Genomic DNA, 20,129 nt, shown 5'->3' with positions numbered 1-20,129 from the left:
CTAAGGGATCATTCACATTTGCAACCTGCGCGGACAAAAAATCCACGCGCGATGAGGTTCAAGCCGGTGCGGCGCGCGAGACGCGCGCCGGCACGCTTACTCCGCGGCGTCGGCCGCCGGGGCTTCCGCCTTGGCCTTCTTCGGGCGCGGGCCCTTGGTCGGCTTGGCGTTGTCGGTCAGGATCTCAGAGACGCGGATCAAGGTCAGCTCGTCACGGTAGCCGCGCTTGCGGCGGGAATTCTTGCGGCGGCGCTTCTTGAACGCGATCACCTTGGGGCCGCGCTTGTGGTCCAGCACCTCGACGGCCACGGACGCGCCGGCCACCGCAGGGATGCCCAGCACCGGCGTATCGCCGCCGACCACCAGCACCTCGTTCAGCTGCACGATCGTTCCGGGCTCACCGTCGATCTTGCCAATCTCGAGCACATCATCCGGGGCGACGCGGTATTGCTTGCCGCCGGTTTTGATGACTGCGAACATCGTTCTCATCCTTCGTGTTCGATCCCGGCCTCAGAGCGCGATGGCCCCGGGTCGGCTTCTTGTTCAGTCGTTATGGTTCATGGAGTCCGGCCCGATCGGGGCCGGCAGTTACGCCCGAGGCTTTGACGCCTCCGAAAAGAGCGCAACAACAAACGGCGCAGGAACGCCCGCGCCGGTCGATCGGGCGCTTATAGCGGGGTGAGCCGGCGAGTCAAGGTGAATGGACGGTTGCCGGCCGGACGGATGCCCGGCCCCCCCGGCCGCTATTCGCTCGACCCGGCGCACCGGACCCGCAACCAACTGTTCCCTCCGCCGTTGTTCGAGCCCAACGTACAACAGGGCAGGATCACATGGCCGACGACGTCATGACCACCACGGGCATCGCCCGCCACGGCGCCGCGCGGCTGCCGTCGGTCGAGATCGACAGCTTCAACATCGAGCTCAAGGACGAGGACGGCTTCCTCGGCGACCGCGCCTCCAAGGGCGCCTTCCGCAAGATCCTGGAGCGCTGGCGCAAGCCGTTGCGCAAGTCCGGCAAGGACCCGTTCGGCGACGAGGACAGCGAGACCATCAGCAAGAAGACGCTGGACGCGATCCTGGTCGGCGACGACACCGAGGCCTCGGCCGTGGTGCATTCGGCGATCGAGGAGTTCGCCCAGGAGCTTGCCCATGTCACCCGCCGCTTCCTGCGCACCAAGGCCTGGGCCAAGACCGAATGCATCGTGGTCGGCGGCGGTTTTCGCGACTCTCGCCTGGGCGAGCTGGCGATCGCGCGCACCGAGATCATCCTCAAGGACGAGGGCTTTGGCGTCGAGCTGGAGCCGATCCGCTATCATCCCGACGATGCCGGCCTGATCGGCGCACTGCATCTGGCGCCGTCGTGGATCTTCGAGGCCCATGACAGCATCCTCGCCGTCGACATCGGCGGCACCAACATCCGCTGCGGCGTCGTCGAGACCGCCTGGAAGAAGTCGCCGGATCTGTCGAAAGCGTCGGTGTGGAAGTCCGATCTCTGGCGCCATGCCGATGACGAGCCCACGCGGGAAGGTGCGGTCAAGCGGCTCGCCAAGATGCTGAAGGGGCTGATCGAGGAGGCTGACACCGAGGGCCTCAAGCTTGCGCCTTTCATCGGCATCGCCTGTCCCGGCGTCATCAACGAGGACGGCTCGATCGAAAAGGGCGCGCAGAACCTGCCGGGCAATTGGGAGAGCAGCAAGTTCAACCTGCCGGCCAGCCTGGTCGAGGCGATCCCGATGATCGGCGACCACGACACCGCGGTGCTGATGCACAATGACGGCGTCGTGCAGGGGCTCTCCGAGGTGCCGTTCATGCAGGAGTTCGAGCGCTGGGGCGTGCTGACCATCGGCACCGGCCTGGGCAATGCCCGCTTCACCAACCGCCGCAAGGAGAACGGCCGCAAGGACAAGGACGACAAGGCCAAGGAGGACAAGGCCGACGACAAGAAGGCGGCCAAGAAGAAGAAGGATTGAGCATTGACGCGGCCGCACCGTGTCTGCCAGGGCCTGACGGGATGGCAATGTTGCGCTGCAGCAGGGGTGTCTCCCGGCGCCAGGACGTGCGGAAAACCGCCGTACAACCAGTCGGATGGGATGGAACCCGGTAACCTTGACTGGTTAGGTTAAGGAACGGTTCGCATTGCGATGCACGCGCAGATGGCCCAGGGTCGCCGGTGTCGCTCAGGCCGGCCGGATTGACCCCCGTCTCTTCCGTCGGTTTCCCCAAGATGTAGCGACACGGGACCGCCGGTATGTGTCAGCGTACGGCGGTCCCACCTTTGTCCCTGACCTCCCGTCGCCGGCCGCCGCGCCGACCGCAGGCAGAAATCGCCATCGATATCACGCAGATCTATTTACAAACCGACTAGTCGGTTTATAAATCAATGTCCCGAATGCGGTGGGATTTTGACGGCGCAATCTCGCGCCGGATGGAGTGTGAGGACATGATGATCGGACGCGCGAGATACGGGATGGCCGCCATGGCGCTGGCGGCGCTGGGCTGCGGCGGGGCGGAGGCGGCGGACCTGGCGGCGACTTCCTACAAGGCGCCGGCCTATGCGGCCGCACCGGCGCCGTTCTCCTGGACCGGCTTCTATGCCGGCGCCAATGTCGGCGGCGCCTTCACCGGAAACGACTCCTTCACGAACGCCGCCGGCGGCAATGGCGGCAAGCTGTCCGGCGTGATCGGCGGCGGGCAGGCCGGCTACAACTACCAGATCTCGCCGATGTTCGTGGTCGGCATCGAGAACGATCTCGAATTCACCGGCCTCTCGCGCAAGGGCGACGTCGTCAATCCGGCCGTCAGCATGCCCTGGCTCACCTCCGGCCGCGCACGCGCCGGCATCGCGGTGCTCGACCAGCGCCTGTGGCTGTATGGTACGGCGGGTCTTGCGGCGGGCGAGTTGAAGGACGGGCCGATCCACAAGATGAAGATGGGCTGGACCGCGGGCGCTGGCGCCGAATGGGCGTTCCAGCCGAAATGGTCGGCGAAGCTCGAATATCTCTACACTGACCTCAAGCACGACGACCTGCCGGACTGGCGGGCGGCCAAGATTCACTCCGTGCGGGTCGGCTTGAACTACCATTTCGACCTGTTCCGCTGACGGGCGCTGCGCAGACCATCGGGTTCGACGGCCCGCGTCAGTCTGGGGCCGTCGGAGCGCGGGGCGAGCGGTGCAGCCGTTCAGCCGCCGCGTGCGGTCCGCTTCCCCGAGCGGACCGCAATGGCGCGCCTGCGCGAGCCCCCGGAAAATTTCGACCGGCTGCCTTGTCACTCCCCGCATCGTGCCCTAGAACGGCGCCCGACCCGGGGGCTCGCCCCTGATTTGCGCCTGGAGAGGTGGCAGAGTGGTTGAATGCACCGCACTCGAAATGCGGCATAGGTGCAAGCCTATCGGGGGTTCGAATCCCTCCCTCTCCGCCATCCCAGCGTTCGCATCTGTTCGCTGGCGTCCGCCAACCCCCTGAAAAATCGCCGCAATTTTAGCATCTGATATCGTCTGGAGTCCGCGCCGGTTCGCCCCAGAACGTGGGTAAACGCGTGCAGGACGTGGGTAGCATCGTGGGTAAGGCTGCGAGGCGAAGATGGCGCATCTGGTGGGCCGCCTGACGGCATTGAAGGTGGCGAAGGTCAAGAAGCCCGGCATGTATGCCGACGGCGCGGGTCTCTATCTGCAGGTCACGGGCGACGGCGAAAACACGCCAGCCAAATCTTGGATCTTCCGCTTCACCCTTCGCGGCCGCTCCCGCGAAATGGGTCTTGGTTCCTTCTCGATCTTTGGGCTAGGCGAAGCGCGGGCGAAGGCAGCCGAGTATCGACGGCTGGTCTACGAAGGCATTGATCCGATCGAGGCGCGCCGAGCGCAGCGCGCCCAGGCTGCCCTTGAGGCCGCCGCCGCGCTGAATTTCAAGGAATGCACCAAGCAGTATCTGGCGGCTCACAGCGCCGGCTGGCGCAACGCCAAGCACGCGGCGCAATGGAGTTCGACGCTGAAGACGTATGCCGAACCGGTGATCGGTTCGCTCTCGGTTCACAGCATCGACACCGCGCTGGTGATGAAAATTATCGAGCCGTTGTGGTCAAAGAAACCGGAAACCGCCTCGCGGCTGCGCGGTCGAATTGAAGCGGTGCTCGATTGGGCGGCGGCGCGGGGTTTTCGCCAAGGCGAAAATCCAGCTCGGTGGCGCGGCCATCTCGATAAGCTGCTGCCCGCGCGCGCCAAGGTGCGCACGGTCAAGCACCATGCTGCTCTACCGTACGATGAGCTGCCCGCATTCATGACGGCCTTGCGCGGCCAAGAGGGTACCGCAGCACGCGCGCTCGAGTTCCTGATCCTTACGGCCGCGCGCACCGGCGAGGTGATCGGTGCGCGCGGGGAAGAAATCAAGGACACGGTCTGGACGGTGCCGGCCGGACGCATGAAATCCTCCAAGGAACACCGCGTTCCGTTGCCGGCAGCGGCGCTGGCGATTGTCGAGAAGCTACGTAAAGAGCAGGGCGGCGCACATCTGTTTCCCGGCGGCAAGCGCGACAAGGCGCTCAGCAATATGGCCATGCTGGCGCTGCTCGACCGCATGGGACGATCAGACTTAACCGCGCACGGTTTCCGCTCGACCTTCCGGGATTGGGCCGCCGAGTCCACGAATTATCCAAATGAAGTGGTCGAGATGGCGCTCGCCCACACGATTGGTAGCAAGGTTGAGGCCGCTTACCGCCGAGGCGACCTGTTCGAGAAGCGGAAATCGCTGATGTCCGATTGGGCAACGTTCTGTGCGTCGAGCGGAGGCGCGGATAAAAAGATCATTTCGATGCGCGCCTGAAATGCCTGCTCGCATACTTGGCTGCGCATTCGCCCTCGACGGCCTACTGAGAAGGTGCTCGCAGGGCAGATCTCTAGTGTTAGCAGTCCAATACGCTAGGCCAACGCTGGCCGGCACATTGCGCATAGCGACGCGATGAAGCTCGCCATCGGGAGCCCGAACAGGTACTCAGCATGAGAACCTACATCCGCCGAGATCGCATTCACGGGGATCAGTTTAGTGGATGCTTGCGGTCTTGATCGTTGCTGATGCGCGTAGATTACGGGCGACGGATCGCTTTCGCGCGACTGAGGTCACAAGTTTGGAGTTCGCTGACAATCAAGAGAGGCGCCGTACGCGTCGTTCGGAAACGGCAACCGCACGTCGGCTATTTTGCAAATCGCTTCAATCAGGAGCCGAACCACTCGGGCATCCCATTCCATTTGCCCAATAGGCGCATCCCAATGTTCTGACACAACGTGCGCTGCATGGCGAGCCTTTATGCCCAGGCCTACGATCGTCCGCGCCGGCGTAGCCATGATTGCCAGCTCGATGGGCGCCAGACGAGCCAGCACCGATTCGATTTTCTGCGTTTGGCTGGCGTCGTCCGAGCGGACGTTCTCTGCATCTGGGGGCTCTGGCTCATCAACGCGATGGGACTCTAACGCAGAAATCTCCGACAACAGCGTGATGAAGGTCGTGTCTAATTGGACAAGCGCAAAATCGGGATCAAGCTGCTCAGCTGCAGGCGTCCGATCCAGTGAAAGCTCATTCCGAGCATTCGACTCTTCCGCTCTCAGAGAGGTAGTGGGATTCATCGCCTCGCCCTTACGGTACGTTGTCCATTTGCCCCTCGACACTCATTCCAGGGGAAATTGCATGTATTGGTCATGGTGCGCGCCAGCGCCCGCGCCTGCAGCCACGCTGCGTGAGACGGAGCGGCATTCCCATTGAAGCCCCCGCGAAGCGAATAGCGTGGCCCCGTAGAATACCGAATTTATCGGTATCTGAAAAGTCGTTTTATGTCTCTGGCCCCCTCGTGAGGCCGAGATGCCGAAAACGGTCACATCACCCCTGCAGAAGAAGCTTGCCGCCATGCTGGTCGAGCACAGGAAGGCTGCAGGGTTGAGACAGGTCGACCTGGCTGAAAAGATGGGTGTCTACCAGTCCTGGGTCACCCACATGGAATCTGGTCAACGCCGGATTGATGTCGTCGAGCTTATTGAGCTGGGGAAGATCCTGGGGTTCGACCCGGTCGACGTGGTTAGGAAGTTGAGTCGCAAGTAGATCTTGCGGTTCGAGTCGCGCTTCGAGAAAAGGGCCCGTGGCGTCGCCTTCCCGCGCACATCACGAGGGACTGCGCCGGGAGTAGGGGACCGTCTGGAGCGGGTGTGACCTATCAAGCAACAGGATCGCGTGGCTCGGAACGGGATCACGTCGGAGGTCGGGATAATCGATGCGCGGGGAGTGAACGCGCTGGGAGCCGAACCCAGGACTCCGTGATTGAAATCATGACGTTCTCATTCCTTCGGGAAGCGGGACACCGGACTACCGATCGATGCCGATGGTGTTGCCGCCGCGCCGCGGCAGCCGCCCGCCTCCGGGGGGTGGGAGGGGGACCCATCCCACCGGCAGGGCCGTATTAGATCGAACCTCCTCGGAGAATCTGTTCCCCCCTCTCCGCCACCACACCCGTATCCAGGGGGACCCGTTCCGCGCAGATGGGACCCGTTTTCGGGTGGTCGGACTCCCAACTTGGGTGTCGACAGCGACGCCGTCTGCCTTGCGGGCTATGAGCGATGCGGGCATGTTGGCTGCCGATGCTACGCCGAGCGCGCGAGTGACGAGAGCGAGCGCCCACACCATGGGCCAGTGCGGGGTCCGGAGCGCTGAGGGCAGAGCATCATTTCTGAGGCATGGTTCGGGGCCGCCGGGTTGATCAACTCGGCGGCCTTTGTCTCTTCAACCGTAAACGCCCCGTGTTGTTATTGTTGCTGTCGCTACTCTGGCCATGCAACGCTGCCTCGTTTCGACAGCACAGAATCGCTGCACTATTAACGGTCGTCCCATCGCATGCCGCTGCAAAAGGGGTAGAATTGTTGCCACCGATGTTCTTGTCGACCGGGGAAGGGCGGAACATGACGCTCAATGACGCTCGGGAATGGGCCAAGCTCGCGCCGCTCGTCACCGCGCTCGTTGCGGTGGTTGCCGTTGCGATCGCGTGGCGGCAATTTCATCTCAACCGGCAGAACCAACGTGAGACCACGGCGAATGCAACATTTCGCGAGTTCTTGAAGCTGTGTGTCCAGTATCCCGATCTGGCTGACGGGAAGCCGTCTATCAATAAGGATAAGTACGAATGGTTTGTCGCCCACTTTCTTTGGGCCGCCGAGGAGTTGCTGGAATTCGACCGAGATGAATGGGAAAAGAACCTTAAGCTGCACCTGTCGTATCACTCCGAATTTCTGCGGACCGACCTGCGATTCCGAGAAGAAGACCTTCCAACATACAGTTCTGACCTGCGGCAATTCATCAGGAATGGTATCGAGAATTTTTGATAAGACCTTTTGAGGAGGGACGCGATGAATCAGAAGCGCGGCAAGCGCAACGGGCGCATCTCGGAGACCAACACAAGACCTCCTCCGGCGCGCCTCGATGCGGGCAAGGGCGATCGATCCCCACCCGTCAGGACTACGCCTTGCGAGACGTCGAGGACCTTGCCGCCAATGTCGTCGTGCGGCTCACGACCATGCGGTTTCTGCCCAAGAACACCAAGCGCGACGTGGCCGGGCTCCGGGAGACGTTGCAGCAGTATGTCAACGCAGTAATGGCGATCGCTCATGAAACCCAAGGATGAGACGCGCTACATTCCCATTGGCGTCGCCGCGAAGAAGACCCGCTTGGAGGAGTTCGCCGCGTTCAACAGATGGGTGACGGCACGCGGCGGCTGGATTGTATCGCTACCCGGAGCCAACCCCGTCATCGTCGAGTGCTTGCCCGGATCGTCCATCATCAACGAGCTGACCGAGGCGGGCTACGAGTTGACGCCGGCAGGCGAAGGCGAGCGCGACATTCCGGGTCAGATCGTCCAGAGCTTCGCGACGGCATCGAATGGCGGGTTCGAGCCGCTGGCGGCGGACTCAACCCGACCGGTCCAGCTGACGACGAGGCACGCCGGCATCACCCGCATCCTCCGCTACGCGCTCCTTTCAACATAAGCCCGTCTGATCCGCAACCAGAACGATCTCGATTGGAGGAGTGTCCGAGAATGGATGCTGCGCAACTCGCTGCTCTGGTCCATCCTAATCGTCTTTGGACATAATGTGATCGCAATAGCTACACAGCTGGTTTGTATCCCAGGCAACATTGTCTGGTGTCAGATGTGCGTCACATCTCAGGCATTCGCCAAGCTCCAGCTGACACCAAGCGCACCCATTTTCATGGTCGGTGATTATATACGTCATATAGCTACATTCTGGGCATCTGTACAAAGATGGCTCGCCGCCCTCAAGAGCAGCAGAATAGTTATCATTCTCGAAGCGCTTCTTGAGTGTTGCCTCCATCAGTTCGTGCGGCTTGATCTCGGCACCGCACTGCCGGCATGTCGAATAGACCTCTCCGTGGTCTGTGACGTTCGGATCTTTACAATGAACAAGACGTGATTCGCATTGCGGGCAAATGCGAGGTGCCTTGGTCATGCTTTCAGATTTCCAGTCGACGTTGGCGTAGCTCGCCTCACACTCGGCTAGTTCCTTATCGTAGACCGCCTTGACGTCCAGCATGACCTCCCAAGCTTCGCCTAGATGCTTCGAGGGCTCCTCGCGTAAATGCTTGAACAGGTCAACCACCACGGGGAACGCGCGACTAATAGCTTCTCGAACCTTCTTACCGGAAGCATTGGTGTAGAAGTGCTCCATGTCGTTCCTTAGGTTGTTGAGGTCGCCGAGCGCCGATCGATTGATGCTCAGGCCAAACGCCTTGAACCTTTCGCCGAGTTCGTGGAAATCGACAGTTCTGCTATTTGCCTCGAATGTCACGCCACCGTTGCCGTCAAGGACCGGAGAGAACCTGGTTCCGAGAACATCTTTGACGGAGGCCTTCGGGGCTTTCCGCACGAGAACCTCTTTTGCCAACAGAAGCGTACCGGCATAGAAGTTCCGCACGGCTGAAAGCGCACGCTTTGGGTCGTTGTGCTCGTAGTCCTCAATGCCGATCTGTAACGATTGAATCGCGTTATCAAACAATGAGTTCATGATGCGTACAGGCCTCCAAGAAAGGTTGCACGTCTGCACAGTTAATTACTACGGCGTCGGCGTCGGATCGCAAAGAGAACTTTCTCGACCAGGTGGCCTCGCCGGATCAAGACCCGTTTCCGGCCGAAACAGCGGGAATGTTTTCTTTCGCCGAGCCTTTCGCGACAATCATAAGCAAACCGTCTGGCAGCGCTCGCTGTAGTCCGCGGGGCTTCGTCCCATGGGCGCGCGCAGCCAGACCTAGCGCTGCTCGGCCGTGGTCAGAATGACCGGCACCGCCTTGGATCAATCGGCGCGACGACCGCGACAATGCGAGGCGAGTTAATTGTGAGCAGCGGAATGGACGCACTGCAACATATTTCGAGACGCTCTGTTAGGGGGACGGCCGGGGGAAATCTGGGCATCCAGCGCTCCCATGCCTGACCGCTGATAGAGACTTGCGATCGGACCCGTCGTGCCCCGAAGCGTTCGCCCTCTCTCGCACTAGCGTTTATCGTTCCTGCCATCTAAGATTGCGCTAGGGCGAGGTGGGGACCCTTGGCGAAAGCACCGAAGGCAAAGAAAACCAGCGCCGAGCTTTGGGAGGAAATGACACCGCCCCAGAGATGGCTTGCATATTCCGACGCCGCCGGCCGGGTGCTCGGTAGAGCCGTGGCAGCGGGTGCGTTCTTGGCGACAGGAGCCCAGGTGTTCCACATCGGTCCGGAATTCCTTGATCCCACGCGCGCCGCAGACATTTTTACAGCCTTGGCCGCCTACTATGGCGTTCCTCTTCTGTGGGGCAGTCGTTCGGGAAGAAGCAGATGAATGCTACTCGAATGCGACCCACTGTGAGCTTGAGGTTTCTGCATGTCTGATGATGACGTTTCCAAATCCCGAGACCCGTCGCTGGGACTCACTGCTGCACTCCGCCGAGCGCTGGAGCAGGCCGAGGACGTGGACCGAGAAGCTGCCGCCCTTGCACGCCGCGCCGCTGGGGCGGAACCGTCTCGGTGGAATCCAAACGAACCGAGCTTTCTTGAAGAACCCGCCTCCGAGTTTGCCTTAAGATATGAGGCTGTCGCTCCTCCCTCCGCAGACATGCGCTCCGCTGATCCGTTGACTTCATCGGGACCAAACACAACCAAGTACCGGATCACAGCAGCTACCGTATTCGGCGGCGCGCTCGCGCTTCTGCTTTATCTGTACGGAGTCTCTCCCGATATGATGGGGGTCTTCCATTTGGGCTTGGCTGCAACAATGGGTATAAGTGCTAGAATGCTAGTTGAACTTCGACCCTAACGTGAGTGGCAGGGATGAAAGTGACCGTCACTGAGCCGGGTCCTCTTTTTCGGTCCCACGCATGACGATCTCCAGCACGTCATCCGGCAACGGCCGCTGCAGTGCCTTGGCCTCATCCCATGGCGCGCGCAGCCAGACCTCGCGCTCCTCGGCCGTGGTCAGGATCACCGGCATTGCCTTAGGATGGATCGGCGCGACAACGGCATTCGGCTCGGTCGTCAAGAACCCATAGACTAGATGGGGGCCGGGTACCGGCTTGGACTTGGGGCCCCGATCGCCTTTGAACTCGGTCCAGATACCAGCAAAGCAGGTCAAGGGGCGGTCATCCGAGAGCGCGAACCAAACCACGTCCTTTTTCTTCGTCTGTGGATTCGGCTCTGGCGCGTATTCGGCGAAGCTGTTGAACGGCACGAGGCAGCGATGGCCCGGCTTCAGCCAGCCGCGCCAATGCGGTGAGGACGTATTGCGGATGTTGGTCACGGGCGGGCCACCCGTGCGCGGCGGGGGGCGGCATGCCCCAGCGCATCAGCACCATCTCGCGGTCGTCGTCATTGCCGCGGATGACTGGTGCCGGATAGTCCGGGAACACGCCGGGCAGGGGCGGCAGGTTGCCTTCGTATCGGCGGACGACGCGGAATAGCTCGGCGATCGCGGCTTGGTTAGTTGTGATGCTGTAGAGATTACACATATTAGGCCGACGTTGAACTCAGCGTATGAGGCGCCACGTTATCTGGACAAAGGTGCTAATCGTGGGGACAGTCAAAATCACAAACCCTAGCCCATAAAAGATCGCAACCATGACGCGCAATAGTGGCTTGCTGTTATCCATTGCCATGTATTGCAGTGCGAGCATATCGTTGCGGTGTTTCTCGCTTCCTGCCACCTCATTAAATCCGGTTACGAACCATTGAAGGAGGCGTCGGCCACTTAGCAACGTAGCCGCGATCTTGTCAGGGGCAGGTTGACCACGATGGTCGTAAAATGGGTCATCGTCATAGTCAGTCGTTAAGCCAAACGGGCCGTCTTGCTCGATCTGCTCGTTAGGAGGAGCCGTAGGCTCGTCGGGCTGAGCCGTAGGCTCAGCGGGCGGCTCCTCTCCAAATTGCTCTGGGGGCATGTCTGAAAATACTTCTACTAGGGCGACTGAGCATAGATCGATGAAATCATTTGGTCGTCCTATCCGCTGGATTATCGATCTTGCGAGCGGATCATCGTCAACCCATTGAAGGTAAGCGTTGGCGACATCCGACACGATCAGGACAATGCGCGATCTTGTCACTAGCGACGTCTCAGCCTGGACGCATTCGAGTGGCGATGCGTATTGCTTTACAAGCTGAGGGCAGAACAAGGTGAAGAGTGCTGATCCAAAGCCGAGAAAGGTGAGTCCAAAATACGTAAAGTAGAGCCGTGAAATTGTTAGCTGGCGAGCGGCTCCCTCCGATGCCGCCAAGGGCAACTTGAACCAATGTCGGACAAGATCGGGCGATAACGTTAGCAGGTCCACGATGTGCTGATTGAAGAGCAGCAGCGATCCGAGGAAGGGAACAACTATCGTCAATGAAAGAAGCTTAGATTGCCCAACCCTTCGAATTGCTGACCATGGTACTGATGCGATCGGACTGCGCGAGATGAAGCGCCATCTCAGCCGATTCCAGCTTAATCGAACCCAGGCCAAGGCAGACTTTGCTAGGATACCTAGTTGTTCGAGCATGGAATCATCGTCCCCCGGCCACCATATCGAGGCCGGATGCGTCGTCGAAATCGCGGTTTCCCGCAGCGCGACCAGCGCGCTGCGCTTGTACGGATAGCTGCGAAGTAGCAGTGCAGCGCATGTCGTCGGCCATACCACGAGCATGGATAGCCGGCTGCCTTCGGCGGCGGACGATCCCAGACAGCGCGGGGACTACGGCTTGGTCGCTGGTAAAGTAGCTACATACATCGCGTGACGGGGGCATGGCCGTCAAAACATCCGCTTTGCTGGAGAGCACTTAGCGGTCATCCAAGACAGCATCTTTGCGCTGCCGCCGGATAGAATTTTCTTCCGTTCTTCCGGCCTCATAACGGTCATTGAAACATTGCCTGATATTCGGTCGATGCTGCCGAACACCGACGTTTCGCTAGTGTCAAGCCCAAAACTCAGATTGGTATTGCTGATCTTGGTGATCTTGTACGCTGGGAAGATAGGCGGCTTAAATGTCTGAGAATCAAAGTCTACCACCGCGCTATCGCCGTCGATTTTCGTCGGAGGATTGGCGGGATAGTTGATGCTTCCGATGCAGGCGAGGACAATCTGATCAGCTTGCACAGCCGAAGCCGAAAGAAACAGGGCTAAGAGGCCGACAAGCACGGTCATCTTAACCGGTCCGGTCACCAACCGTTGAGTCACTATCTGCAAACCTGTTGCCATTGGCAATTTCCGAACGTATCGCAAACCCTGGCTTGTCGGCATACGGACGTGCCTATGGGTGGGATGGTCGGTGGATTGATTGGAGCGATGGAAGGACCCGCCAAAGGACAAATCGAAGGTGGGCAAATGGGTGGCAGATCGATTGAGCTTTGGCAAAGCGGCTGCATTTGCCCATTTACACACTGACAAACACATTCTGCTGCCGCCCAAGTCGACATAGACAATACGACCAATAGCGCGAGCGATAATGAACGCACGGTCACGGTCCCCCCTACAAGTGATTCAGAAGCATTCTTGACGCAAATGAGCGGAGAACAACGATCGCTATCAAATCGCAAGCGAGCGGCGAGATCAATAGGATGAGTAGCGCTAGGCGTGATTCGAGAGACCTCTTTGCCGCGACTATGTGGTGCTGGGCCTCAGGGTCAATGGCGGATCGCTGGCCGACATTTTGGTCTCGCGCAACGCGACCAACGCACTCCGCTTGAATGGATAATTTCGGAGCTGCGAGCAGTCCTTGCAGCGCATGTACCGCTCCAGCTCGTGTATGGGCGTGAGCTTCGGTCGGCGGACGATGTCGAGGGCCACCGTCTGGTTGGTGTCGCAGCCGAAGCATCGGACCTCCAGATAGCCGAATCCCGCGTTCAAGGCATCGCCGAGCGTCGGCGACGGCTGCGCCGGACCGCCAGCTCCAAGCATGACCTTGTTCCAGGCAATGCAGGCGAGGCGATCGGCTTGCTTGCGGGCGCGCGCGGCTTGCTCCGTTGCGATGCGAATGGCCGTCCCGTAGAGGCGTTCGCGCGATTTGGTGCTCATGACCCATGATCCCGCCGATCGCCGCTTTGGAAAAGCCGCTAGGTCTTGGGGCTGTGCACAGGCGCGGCGCAACCTGCGGGACGTTGTGACCTCTAGCCAATCGGCGCGATGCCGAATGCCAGCGATCGGTCGGGAAAACGGTTCGCGGCGCTACCTTGGGTGTTGCCAGAGCCAAACGATTCCGTTTCATTGGTATCAGAGGGGGAGCCAATGAGATTGCTTGGGGTGGTGGCCATCTGCACCGCATTGGGTGCATGTGCAGCGTCTGCGCCGGAGGTCCGTGCGCGCCTCGGTCAGGAATACGTCGGGAAGAATGTCGATACTCTGGTTATGAAGTGGGGGCCGCCGACAAGCAGCTTCCGGATGAACAGCGGTCAATCGTCCCACGTCTGGCAGCTGGCGACCGAGACAACATTGACGAGCGACAGAAGCGCGAAGACATACGCTTGCAAGGTCAGCGTGGTCACATCGCCGACCGGCATCATTGAGCAGCTCAACACCGAGGACCCGAACGCAGGTGACGGCTTGCTCGGCGTGGTCGGAGCCTACGGCAGCATGTGCGGCGAGCGCCTTGGAATGAAGCCTCAGGGTTGATGCCGGGTGGGGGGCGCTGAAGTGGGAGCCCATGCCCGCTGATGTTCTCGACCCGATTTTATCGGCTGGCCTGCGCCGCTTGACGTCTATAGTCCTCAATCATCTCCGGCTTGACGTCGCCCGGATAGCACAGAGGCGACGCGCCTCCGGGCCTTGAATGAGCGCTGCGTGCCCCGCAAGCCCTGCCGTTTCTCATCAGATCATCCGGACAGGCGCAGGGGTGACCCGTGGCGTAGTACTGCTCGCGGCTGGCCTTGATAAGGATCGCGACGATGGCGGCGGCAGTGAGCGCGGTCTCCACCTTGCGCTTAGTATCGGGCTGGGCGGGCTTCTCTGGCAGCGCGAGCTTGGTCGGTGTCGGCGCTGGCTGGCGATCGCCTTCCTGCTTGGCTGCCGGGGTAAGACTTGTGGGCGTCTGACTGATCGGACGGGCAGTCGTCTCCGGTTTGGCAATCGACGGGCTGGCGGTCTCGGTCGGGACGGCAACAAACTCCACCCGCTTGCTCACGGCGACTTGCGCGGCGGGGGCAGGAGTGGGCGCAGGAGTGCCATTGCCGGGCGCACCTTGCCGCCCAACCGAATAAGATACCAGGGCCGTGAGCCCCAGCAGAACAATGACAGCCCCCGCTTTCATGGGTCCATTCAACCCCAAGAGGTAAGCCCGTCAAGCTCACGTGATAAGCCCTGCGAGATTCCGGCTCGCCTTGGTAAAGGCGTCGATGGGCGGAAACTTCGCCGTCGAGATCGTCAGTCCTCCCGGAGCGCCGATGCAAAAGCCGCCGCTTGATCCAGATGTCGCCGACCTGGCACCCGCCGATGAAGTCCTGACTGAGTATGACGAGGAGCATCTCGTCACGTACCTCCGGCTTCTCGATGCAGCCGAGGAGGGGGCCGACTGGCGCGAGGTGGCGCGGATCGTGCTGCATCGTGACTCGGACGCGGAGCCAGATCGGACGCGGCGCGCATATCACAGCCACTTTGAGCGGGCGCGGTGGCTGTCAGAGGAGGGCTATAAGGGGTTCTTGCGGTCGCCAAGTTGATCGGGGTTGCCTGATTGCTGCGACGGCTTTGGATCATCGGAGCAGGCGGGGCGCTAACTCCAGCGACACGTTGAGAGAACCAATCATAGCATGGTCTGTAGCAATTCTCGGTCTGAGCAATCGAACGCCCGCGAGCCATGCAGGGCAGCGATTGGCATCCGTAAGCGTTTTGGGCACAAATTGGCCACACGGACCGGGTTGATCACGTGTGGCCTTTTCTGCGATGCGGTAAGTCTATGATAATGCGGGGAATTTGGTGGGCCCGCCGGGACTCGAACCCGGGACCCCATGATTAAAAGTCACATGGTCAATCTGCTTGGACCATGTCTGCGCGATACGTTAGATCGACACGTCGACCGTCTCTCCGGTTAGCGAAAACGCGTCCATCGTTGACGGTGCCGGCAGCTCTTTCGTTCCATAAAAACGGCGCGCTTCCACTTGTCGCTGTATCTTCATCGTTCTCTGTCCGGGCGCCATCCAGCTGGATCTGCAATCCAGCGGTTGATATCGGATTCATGCCAGCCCGAGCCGTGGGTGCTGATTTTGAGCTGGGCCGGGAACGTGCCCTCGGCGATCTTGCGGTAGATGGTGGACCGGGACAGGCCGGTTCTGGCGAGGACAGTTTTCAGCCGGATGATACGGTCTGGTTCGCGCACGGTGGCGATGCCTCTTGCCAGCTGTTTCTGAAAACTTCTGAGACCAGACAGCAAACATTTGCGGATAGACAAGAGGATCTCGCAGGTCGCCGGGTGTGGCGTAGGAATGGCGGCATACGGGATGAATCAGATTCCGAGGCCTCGGCCACGGCCGAGGTCGATGCCATGGGTGAACGCCAATTCCTGACCGAGCCGGCGGCCCGATTCGAAGGCGATGCCAAGATCCTGCTTGCGGCTCGCGAGCAGCGATTCCAGCTGTGGATCGCGTTCGAGGCTTTTGACCATATCGCCCATGGCTGTGCGCGTGGCCTTGTACCCGGTCATGTCGCCCGCTTGATACAGGCTCCGACTGGTCTGTTCGAGCTTCTGCCAGCGCTCGATGAAGCGATCGGCGCGGCGGCTCGGATCGATGCGCAATTCGCTTTCGAGCTGGAGCGCGCGCACAGCCCGGCTGACCTGGCCACCGGCCGCCTCACGAGCCAGCTCCGGGTTCTTCTTGTAGGCGGCTTCGGCGTCGTGCGAGCCAAAGGGCCGCACTTCCTCGAAGGCCTTGCGTGCCGCCTGCAGCTCTTTCATCTGCGCAGGGTTGGCCGCGTCACCCATCTCCTGCACCGTGAAGATGGCATCCACAGCGCGGGCGTGGCGCACGAGCGCCTGGGTCCGCGCGCGGCGTGCGTCCGCTTCGGGGGCTTCCGCCGCCTTCCTTTCCGGCGCTTCTATGTCGCGCTGCTCGGCACGCGTACCGCCCTTTTCCCGTTCCGGCGTTTCCTGCGCTGGCCGCCGTCCGTCATCCGGTCCGACAGTATCCTCAGGTGAGCGCAGGCCGTCGAACATCCCGCGCAGCTTCTCCGGCACGATCTTGCGCACGATCTCGGCCACGCGCCCGCGGAACGTGATCCCACGCAGCTCGGCGTAGCTTTGGACCGGATCGGCACGGTCGTAATCCGAGGCCATGTCCTTGGCGCGATCGCGCAAAAGCGTGCGAGTCAGCCGATCCGCATTGGCAAAATCGTCACGGCCATAATGCACGTCGACACCGTCGCGATGCCGCGACAGCGCGACGTAGCTGCTGTGCGCGTCCATGCCCGGCGTCGCCAGCACATGGACGCGGTCGACCGTCATGCCCTGCGCCTTGTGGATGGTCGCCGCATAGCCGTGGTCGATCCGGTTGTAATCCTTGAACTCGAAGCGCACGGACCGGCCATCGTCGGTCTGCACGGACATGGATTGCGCGCTGATCCGTTCGATCGTCCCGAGCGTGCCGTTCTTGACGCCAAGCCCGCGCTCGTTCTGCAGGAACATGACGCGATCCCCGCTGGCGAAGTCTCTCGCGCCGCGCTCGACTGTGACACGCACCTCTTCACCCAGATCGCCGGCGGCCCGCATCCTCCGGCGTGCTGCCTCGTTCAGGATGCGGACCTCGTCATTGGTGTGGGTGAGAATGATCCGGCCGCTATCAGGCGATGTCTGCCTACCGCGATCCCAGCGCTCGATCAGATCGCCGCGTGCCTGCTCGCGGGTCTCGACCTCATGCACCATCCCGTGGGAGCGGTAAGCTCCGAGCGCGTGGCCTACTTTGCCGGTCGCAAGATCGCGCGTAGCGTCGCGCTGCCAGTCCTGGCGCTGACGCCGCACTTCACCAATTTCCGTTCCGCCGTGACGCTCATGGATCGACCGGAATGCCGCGCCCGCCTCGATCGCTTGCAACTGTTGCGGATCACCGACTAGCACCACTTTTGCGCGGGCGTCGGCCGCATGGGACAATACGCGCTCGAGCTGGCGCGTGCCCACCATGCCGGCCTCGTCGATGACAAGCACATCGCTCGCTTTGAGCAGATCACGACCCTGTTCCCAGCCATGCTCGAGGCTGGCAATCGTGCGCGACACAATGCCCGATCCGCTTTCGAGATTTTCGGAGGCAATGCCGGACAGGGCTACGCCCCGGACCTCGAAGCCTGCCGCTTCCCAGGCCTCCCGCGCCACCCCCAACATCGCGCTCTTTCCTGTCCCGGCATGGCCGATGACGATGCCGAGATCGCGCCCGTGCGTGACATGTGCTAGTGCCTCTGCCTGCTCGCCCGAAAGCACCAGGCCTCGCGCTTCCGCGCGCGCCAAAGCGGCTCGCCGGTCCACGTCGCGAACCGCATGGCGCTGCTGTTCCGCCATCCGTTCAGCAGCCCGGTGCAGCCGCTGTTCGACCTCGATCATTCCGCGGGTAGTGAACCGATCTTCGCCGCGGGTGTCTTTGCCGAGTTCGACCAGATCGGGCGCTCCCCCCATCAAGCCCATCACCTCGTTGAACTGGTCGAGCCCGTCACTGTGCCGGTGCGCGAACTTGGCGAGGTCGCGGCGTGTGAAGGTCGATTGCTGCTGGGTGATGGCGTCCAGTCCAAGCGAGGGATCGGCGATGATCCGCGCGCCATTGTTCCGTGCGATCTCGCGGTGCATCTCGGCGCGGTCGGCCTTACCGCCTTCGCCCCCGATGCCCTGCACCTCGATCCGCTTGGCTGGCGCACCGATCTGGCTCTGTGGCTCCAGCGCGATGCCCTGGGCTTCCAGACTGCGATTGTCGATCCGCGCGTCAATGTCGAGCTCGGCCAGCCGCTCATTGGCAAGCTCGGCCCAGCGCTTCCGCCAGCGCTCAACCACTTCGGTGCGATTCCAGCCTCGTACCTTTTGGCCGAATCCGTTCTCGTCGAGTACGCGCATGGTCAGCATGACATGGGCATGAGGTTTGGGCATACCGTCCTCGGCCCTGTCCCAATGCACATTGAGGTCAGCGATCATGCCGAGACAGACAAACTCGCTCCGGACAAAGTCCCTGGCGAGCTCGATGCCCTGCGCTTCACTCAGCTCGCGCGGAAGGGCAAACTCCACCTCGCGGGCCAGCTGAGAATCTTTACGGACTTCGGACGCCTCGACAGCATTCCAAAGCCGCTCGCGATCGCCCCATCCGTCCGGCGCGCTCTCCGGCAGCATAACCTCGGAATGGACGACACCGCGCTTTCCGGAAAAATCCTGATCACGGCCTAGCCGCTCGTCGCGCAGCCGCGAGGCCGAGCGGTAGGCCGCCGAAGCCACCGCGCTGCTTCCGGCCTTCCGGCCGATGACCTTGACGTGAAGATGATAGATCGCCATCGCGATCAGATCACTGGCACAGCGAAGCGCACGTCGGAACGACGTATAAGCGCGCCCTCCCTCGAAAAAATCTCGGGAGGGACTACTCCGTCTCAGCTCGTCCTGACGACCTTACAGCATTGCGATCGGCACTCGGCTATCATTTTCCCATCGACACGATGGAGGCGACCATGCGCAAACCAAGGGACTTTGATGCTGACCTGAAAGCGCTCGACGATAAGGCACGTGAGCTGAAAACCCGCAAGGTGCGACAGCTGGGCGAGCTCGTCATTGCTACGGGAGCTGACGCGCTCAGCGCTGACGAACTCGTGGGCGCGCTCGTTGTGTTGGCCGAGACGAAAGAGGCCGGAAAGAAGGAGGCATGGGCCAAGCGCGGGGCCGCGTTCTTTCAAAGCAGAGCACGACGCACTTCGGCGGCACCTGACCGCAACACAGATGGCGCTCCTGCGCAACAGAGCGGCCCGCAACCGGCATCAGTCCGCAAGGGCACGGCTTGACATGCGCAACTGGCAGGTCGAACGTCGCAAGCGCACGCGGCAGCTCATTGAATTGGGTGGCCTCGTCGTCAAAGCCGGCCTTCTCAACCTCACCAGCGACCGCGCAACCATCTTCGGCGCGTTACTGTGGGTGGCCGAAAAGCTCCAAAGCGACCAGGGCGAACGGGCACGAGCGCTCTGGGCCGCAAAGGGGAAGTACGCTCTAGAGAACGACTGAAGTCGCACCACCGTGATGTTTGGCGGCACCAAAACGCGATGACGTGGACGGCCCGATAAGGCGGTGCACTTGTTCGGGAGAACGCGAAGGCGCTTCGGTTTGTTGCTCGAGTTGGGAGCGGTGGCAAGAATATGCGGGACAGCCTGCAGCACAGCTTCTCGACGTCCCTGATTACCGCCTGTCAGACGCGTGCTCCTGATGAGGCTCGCGGATGTCACTTCTCCGGACAGTCAGCTGACCGGCGATCAATTTCGATGCGATTGAAAACGTACGCCTAATCAAAGGATTACGTCAGTTTCAACATTACGAAGCCCGATATCGCGAGCAGCTGCTGGCGGGTCTTATCGAAGAATGGTCGATTGCATTGGTCGCCCGTCACACGCTATGCCTTTAATAAGTCGACCGGACATCGGACTGACGGGGTATGGGGCGGC

General features: G+C 61.2%; 20 protein-coding genes, 1 tRNA gene and 1 pseudogene. 12 read left to right on the top strand and 10 right to left on the bottom strand.

Annotated elements, in window-relative coordinates; translation table 11 throughout:
- Positions 1–96 precede the first annotated feature (96 nt).
- Positions 97–480 carry a 50S ribosomal protein L21 gene (gene rplU, locus ACQR1H_RS19095; RefSeq protein ID WP_035648644.1) on the bottom strand — a complete coding sequence of 128 codons (384 nt, stop codon included), beginning with the start codon at positions 478–480 and terminating at the stop codon, positions 97–99.
- A gap of 350 nt (positions 481–830) precedes the next feature.
- On the opposite strand from rplU, the gene ACQR1H_RS19090 reads away from it, so the two are divergent.
- From ACQR1H_RS19090 to ACQR1H_RS19075, 4 genes are all read left to right on the top strand, one after another.
- Positions 831–1,970: an ROK family protein gene (locus ACQR1H_RS19090; protein ID WP_316238515.1), complete on the top strand. Its 1,140-nt coding sequence runs from the start codon at positions 831–833 to the stop codon at positions 1,968–1,970.
- A gap of 473 nt (positions 1,971–2,443) precedes the next feature.
- Positions 2,444–3,100, top strand: a complete 657-nt coding sequence (locus tag ACQR1H_RS19085; RefSeq protein ID WP_409997874.1) for an outer membrane protein — start codon at positions 2,444–2,446, stop codon at positions 3,098–3,100.
- Positions 3,101–3,330: 230 nt separating this feature from the next.
- A tRNA-Ser gene (locus ACQR1H_RS19080) sits at positions 3,331–3,420 on the top strand.
- A gap of 161 nt (positions 3,421–3,581) precedes the next feature.
- Positions 3,582–4,817: a tyrosine-type recombinase/integrase gene (locus ACQR1H_RS19075; RefSeq protein WP_434908037.1), complete on the top strand. Its 1,236-nt coding sequence runs from the start codon at positions 3,582–3,584 to the stop codon at positions 4,815–4,817.
- Between the two features lie 293 nt (positions 4,818–5,110).
- Here ACQR1H_RS19075 and ACQR1H_RS19070 read toward each other — a convergent pair whose 3' ends face one another.
- On the bottom strand, positions 5,111–5,614 hold the full coding sequence (locus ACQR1H_RS19070) for a hypothetical protein (RefSeq protein WP_434908036.1): 504 nt from the start codon (positions 5,612–5,614) through the stop codon (positions 5,111–5,113).
- A 232-nt stretch (positions 5,615–5,846) separates the two neighbouring features.
- On the opposite strand from ACQR1H_RS19070, the gene ACQR1H_RS19065 reads away from it, so the two are divergent.
- From ACQR1H_RS19065 to ACQR1H_RS19050, 4 genes are all read left to right on the top strand, one after another.
- Positions 5,847–6,083, top strand: coding sequence for a helix-turn-helix domain-containing protein (locus ACQR1H_RS19065; protein ID WP_172182118.1), 237 nt, complete (start codon positions 5,847–5,849; stop codon positions 6,081–6,083).
- 851 nt (positions 6,084–6,934) lie between these two features.
- Positions 6,935–7,354 carry a hypothetical protein gene (locus tag ACQR1H_RS19060; RefSeq protein ID WP_434908035.1) on the top strand — a complete coding sequence of 140 codons (420 nt, stop codon included), beginning with the start codon at positions 6,935–6,937 and terminating at the stop codon, positions 7,352–7,354.
- Positions 7,355–7,494: 140 nt separating this feature from the next.
- Entirely contained in the window at positions 7,495–7,653 is a 159-nt protein-coding gene (locus ACQR1H_RS19055; protein ID WP_434908034.1) for a hypothetical protein, read from the top strand.
- Positions 7,637–8,014, top strand: coding sequence for a hypothetical protein (locus tag ACQR1H_RS19050; RefSeq protein ID WP_434908033.1), 378 nt, complete (start codon positions 7,637–7,639; stop codon positions 8,012–8,014). The genes ACQR1H_RS19055 and ACQR1H_RS19050 overlap by 17 nt, the downstream gene beginning before the upstream one ends.
- A gap of 84 nt (positions 8,015–8,098) precedes the next feature.
- Here ACQR1H_RS19050 and ACQR1H_RS19045 read toward each other — a convergent pair whose 3' ends face one another.
- The 5 genes and pseudogenes from ACQR1H_RS19045 to ACQR1H_RS19025 all read right to left on the bottom strand — a co-directional run bounded on the left by ACQR1H_RS19045 (position 8,099) and on the right by ACQR1H_RS19025 (position 13,553).
- Complete coding sequence (locus ACQR1H_RS19045) at positions 8,099–9,049, bottom strand: hypothetical protein (protein WP_434908032.1); 951 nt, start codon at positions 9,047–9,049, stop codon at positions 8,099–8,101.
- Positions 9,050–10,357: 1,308 nt separating this feature from the next.
- Positions 10,358–11,018: pseudogene (locus ACQR1H_RS19040) on the bottom strand (SOS response-associated peptidase).
- Between the two features lie 18 nt (positions 11,019–11,036).
- Entirely contained in the window at positions 11,037–12,185 is a 1,149-nt protein-coding gene (locus tag ACQR1H_RS19035; RefSeq protein WP_434908031.1) for a hypothetical protein, read from the bottom strand.
- Between the two features lie 105 nt (positions 12,186–12,290).
- Entirely contained in the window at positions 12,291–12,683 is a 393-nt protein-coding gene (locus ACQR1H_RS19030) for a hypothetical protein (protein ID WP_434908030.1), read from the bottom strand.
- A 456-nt stretch (positions 12,684–13,139) separates the two neighbouring features.
- Entirely contained in the window at positions 13,140–13,553 is a 414-nt protein-coding gene (locus ACQR1H_RS19025) for a hypothetical protein (protein ID WP_434908029.1), read from the bottom strand.
- A 108-nt stretch (positions 13,554–13,661) separates the two neighbouring features.
- On the opposite strand from ACQR1H_RS19025, the gene ACQR1H_RS19020 reads away from it, so the two are divergent.
- Positions 13,662–14,147, top strand: a complete 486-nt coding sequence (locus tag ACQR1H_RS19020) for a hypothetical protein (RefSeq protein ID WP_434908028.1) — start codon at positions 13,662–13,664, stop codon at positions 14,145–14,147.
- A 58-nt stretch (positions 14,148–14,205) separates the two neighbouring features.
- Here the strand turns inward: ACQR1H_RS19020 and ACQR1H_RS19015 are convergent, their stop codons facing one another.
- A complete protein-coding gene (locus ACQR1H_RS19015) occupies positions 14,206–14,781 on the bottom strand; it encodes a hypothetical protein (RefSeq protein ID WP_434908027.1) in 576 nt (191 codons plus the stop codon).
- 133 nt (positions 14,782–14,914) lie between these two features.
- On the opposite strand from ACQR1H_RS19015, the gene ACQR1H_RS19010 reads away from it, so the two are divergent.
- Positions 14,915–15,187 carry a DNA -binding domain-containing protein gene (locus tag ACQR1H_RS19010; protein WP_434908026.1) on the top strand — a complete coding sequence of 91 codons (273 nt, stop codon included), beginning with the start codon at positions 14,915–14,917 and terminating at the stop codon, positions 15,185–15,187.
- A 452-nt stretch (positions 15,188–15,639) separates the two neighbouring features.
- Here ACQR1H_RS19010 and ACQR1H_RS19005 read toward each other — a convergent pair whose 3' ends face one another.
- A complete protein-coding gene (locus tag ACQR1H_RS19005) occupies positions 15,640–15,843 on the bottom strand; it encodes a helix-turn-helix transcriptional regulator (RefSeq protein ID WP_434908136.1) in 204 nt (67 codons plus the stop codon).
- Positions 15,844–15,969: 126 nt separating this feature from the next.
- Positions 15,970–18,981, bottom strand: a complete 3,012-nt coding sequence (gene traA, locus ACQR1H_RS19000; RefSeq protein ID WP_434908025.1) for a Ti-type conjugative transfer relaxase TraA — start codon at positions 18,979–18,981, stop codon at positions 15,970–15,972.
- A gap of 170 nt (positions 18,982–19,151) precedes the next feature.
- On the opposite strand from traA, the gene ACQR1H_RS18995 reads away from it, so the two are divergent.
- Positions 19,152–19,478 (top strand): conjugal transfer protein TraD, encoded by a 327-nt coding sequence (locus ACQR1H_RS18995; RefSeq protein ID WP_434908024.1) that lies wholly within the window; start codon positions 19,152–19,154, stop codon positions 19,476–19,478.
- 1 nt (position 19,479) lies between these two features.
- A complete protein-coding gene (locus ACQR1H_RS18990) occupies positions 19,480–19,695 on the top strand; it encodes a conjugal transfer protein TraD (RefSeq protein ID WP_434908023.1) in 216 nt (71 codons plus the stop codon).
- The last annotated feature ends 434 nt before the right edge of the window (positions 19,696–20,129 follow it).

It is taken from the genome of Bradyrhizobium sp. HKCCYLRH2015 (assembly GCF_051168215.1).
Lineage (GTDB): Bacteria > Pseudomonadota > Alphaproteobacteria > Rhizobiales > Xanthobacteraceae > Bradyrhizobium.
The sequence above is the reverse complement of the archived record's forward strand: the minus strand, read 5'-3'. Positions and strand labels throughout refer to the sequence as shown.

Coding starts and splice junctions, on each gene's coding strand:
- rplU (WP_035648644.1), bottom strand. CDS start 480: ATGTTCGCAGTCATCAAAACCGGCGGCAAGCAATACCGCGTCGCCCCG.
- ACQR1H_RS19090 (WP_316238515.1), top strand. CDS start 831: ATGGCCGACGACGTCATGACCACCACGGGCATCGCCCGCCACGGCGCC.
- ACQR1H_RS19085 (WP_409997874.1), top strand. CDS start 2,444: ATGATCGGACGCGCGAGATACGGGATGGCCGCCATGGCGCTGGCGGCG.
- ACQR1H_RS19075 (WP_434908037.1), top strand. CDS start 3,582: ATGGCGCATCTGGTGGGCCGCCTGACGGCATTGAAGGTGGCGAAGGTC.
- ACQR1H_RS19070 (WP_434908036.1), bottom strand. CDS start 5,614: ATGAATCCCACTACCTCTCTGAGAGCGGAAGAGTCGAATGCTCGGAAT.
- ACQR1H_RS19065 (WP_172182118.1), top strand. CDS start 5,847: ATGCCGAAAACGGTCACATCACCCCTGCAGAAGAAGCTTGCCGCCATG.
- ACQR1H_RS19060 (WP_434908035.1), top strand. CDS start 6,935: ATGACGCTCAATGACGCTCGGGAATGGGCCAAGCTCGCGCCGCTCGTC.
- ACQR1H_RS19050 (WP_434908033.1), top strand. CDS start 7,637: ATGAAACCCAAGGATGAGACGCGCTACATTCCCATTGGCGTCGCCGCG.
- ACQR1H_RS19045 (WP_434908032.1), bottom strand. CDS start 9,049: ATGAACTCATTGTTTGATAACGCGATTCAATCGTTACAGATCGGCATT.
- ACQR1H_RS19035 (WP_434908031.1), bottom strand. CDS start 12,185: ATGCTCGTGGTATGGCCGACGACATGCGCTGCACTGCTACTTCGCAGC.
- ACQR1H_RS19030 (WP_434908030.1), bottom strand. CDS start 12,683: ATGACCGTGCTTGTCGGCCTCTTAGCCCTGTTTCTTTCGGCTTCGGCT.
- ACQR1H_RS19025 (WP_434908029.1), bottom strand. CDS start 13,553: ATGAGCACCAAATCGCGCGAACGCCTCTACGGGACGGCCATTCGCATC.
- ACQR1H_RS19020 (WP_434908028.1), top strand. CDS start 13,662: ATGCCGAATGCCAGCGATCGGTCGGGAAAACGGTTCGCGGCGCTACCT.
- ACQR1H_RS19015 (WP_434908027.1), bottom strand. CDS start 14,781: ATGAAAGCGGGGGCTGTCATTGTTCTGCTGGGGCTCACGGCCCTGGTA.
- ACQR1H_RS19010 (WP_434908026.1), top strand. CDS start 14,915: ATGCAAAAGCCGCCGCTTGATCCAGATGTCGCCGACCTGGCACCCGCC.
- traA (WP_434908025.1), bottom strand. CDS start 18,981: ATGGCGATCTATCATCTTCACGTCAAGGTCATCGGCCGGAAGGCCGGA.
- ACQR1H_RS18995 (WP_434908024.1), top strand. CDS start 19,152: ATGCGCAAACCAAGGGACTTTGATGCTGACCTGAAAGCGCTCGACGAT.
- ACQR1H_RS18990 (WP_434908023.1), top strand. CDS start 19,480: ATGCGCAACTGGCAGGTCGAACGTCGCAAGCGCACGCGGCAGCTCATT.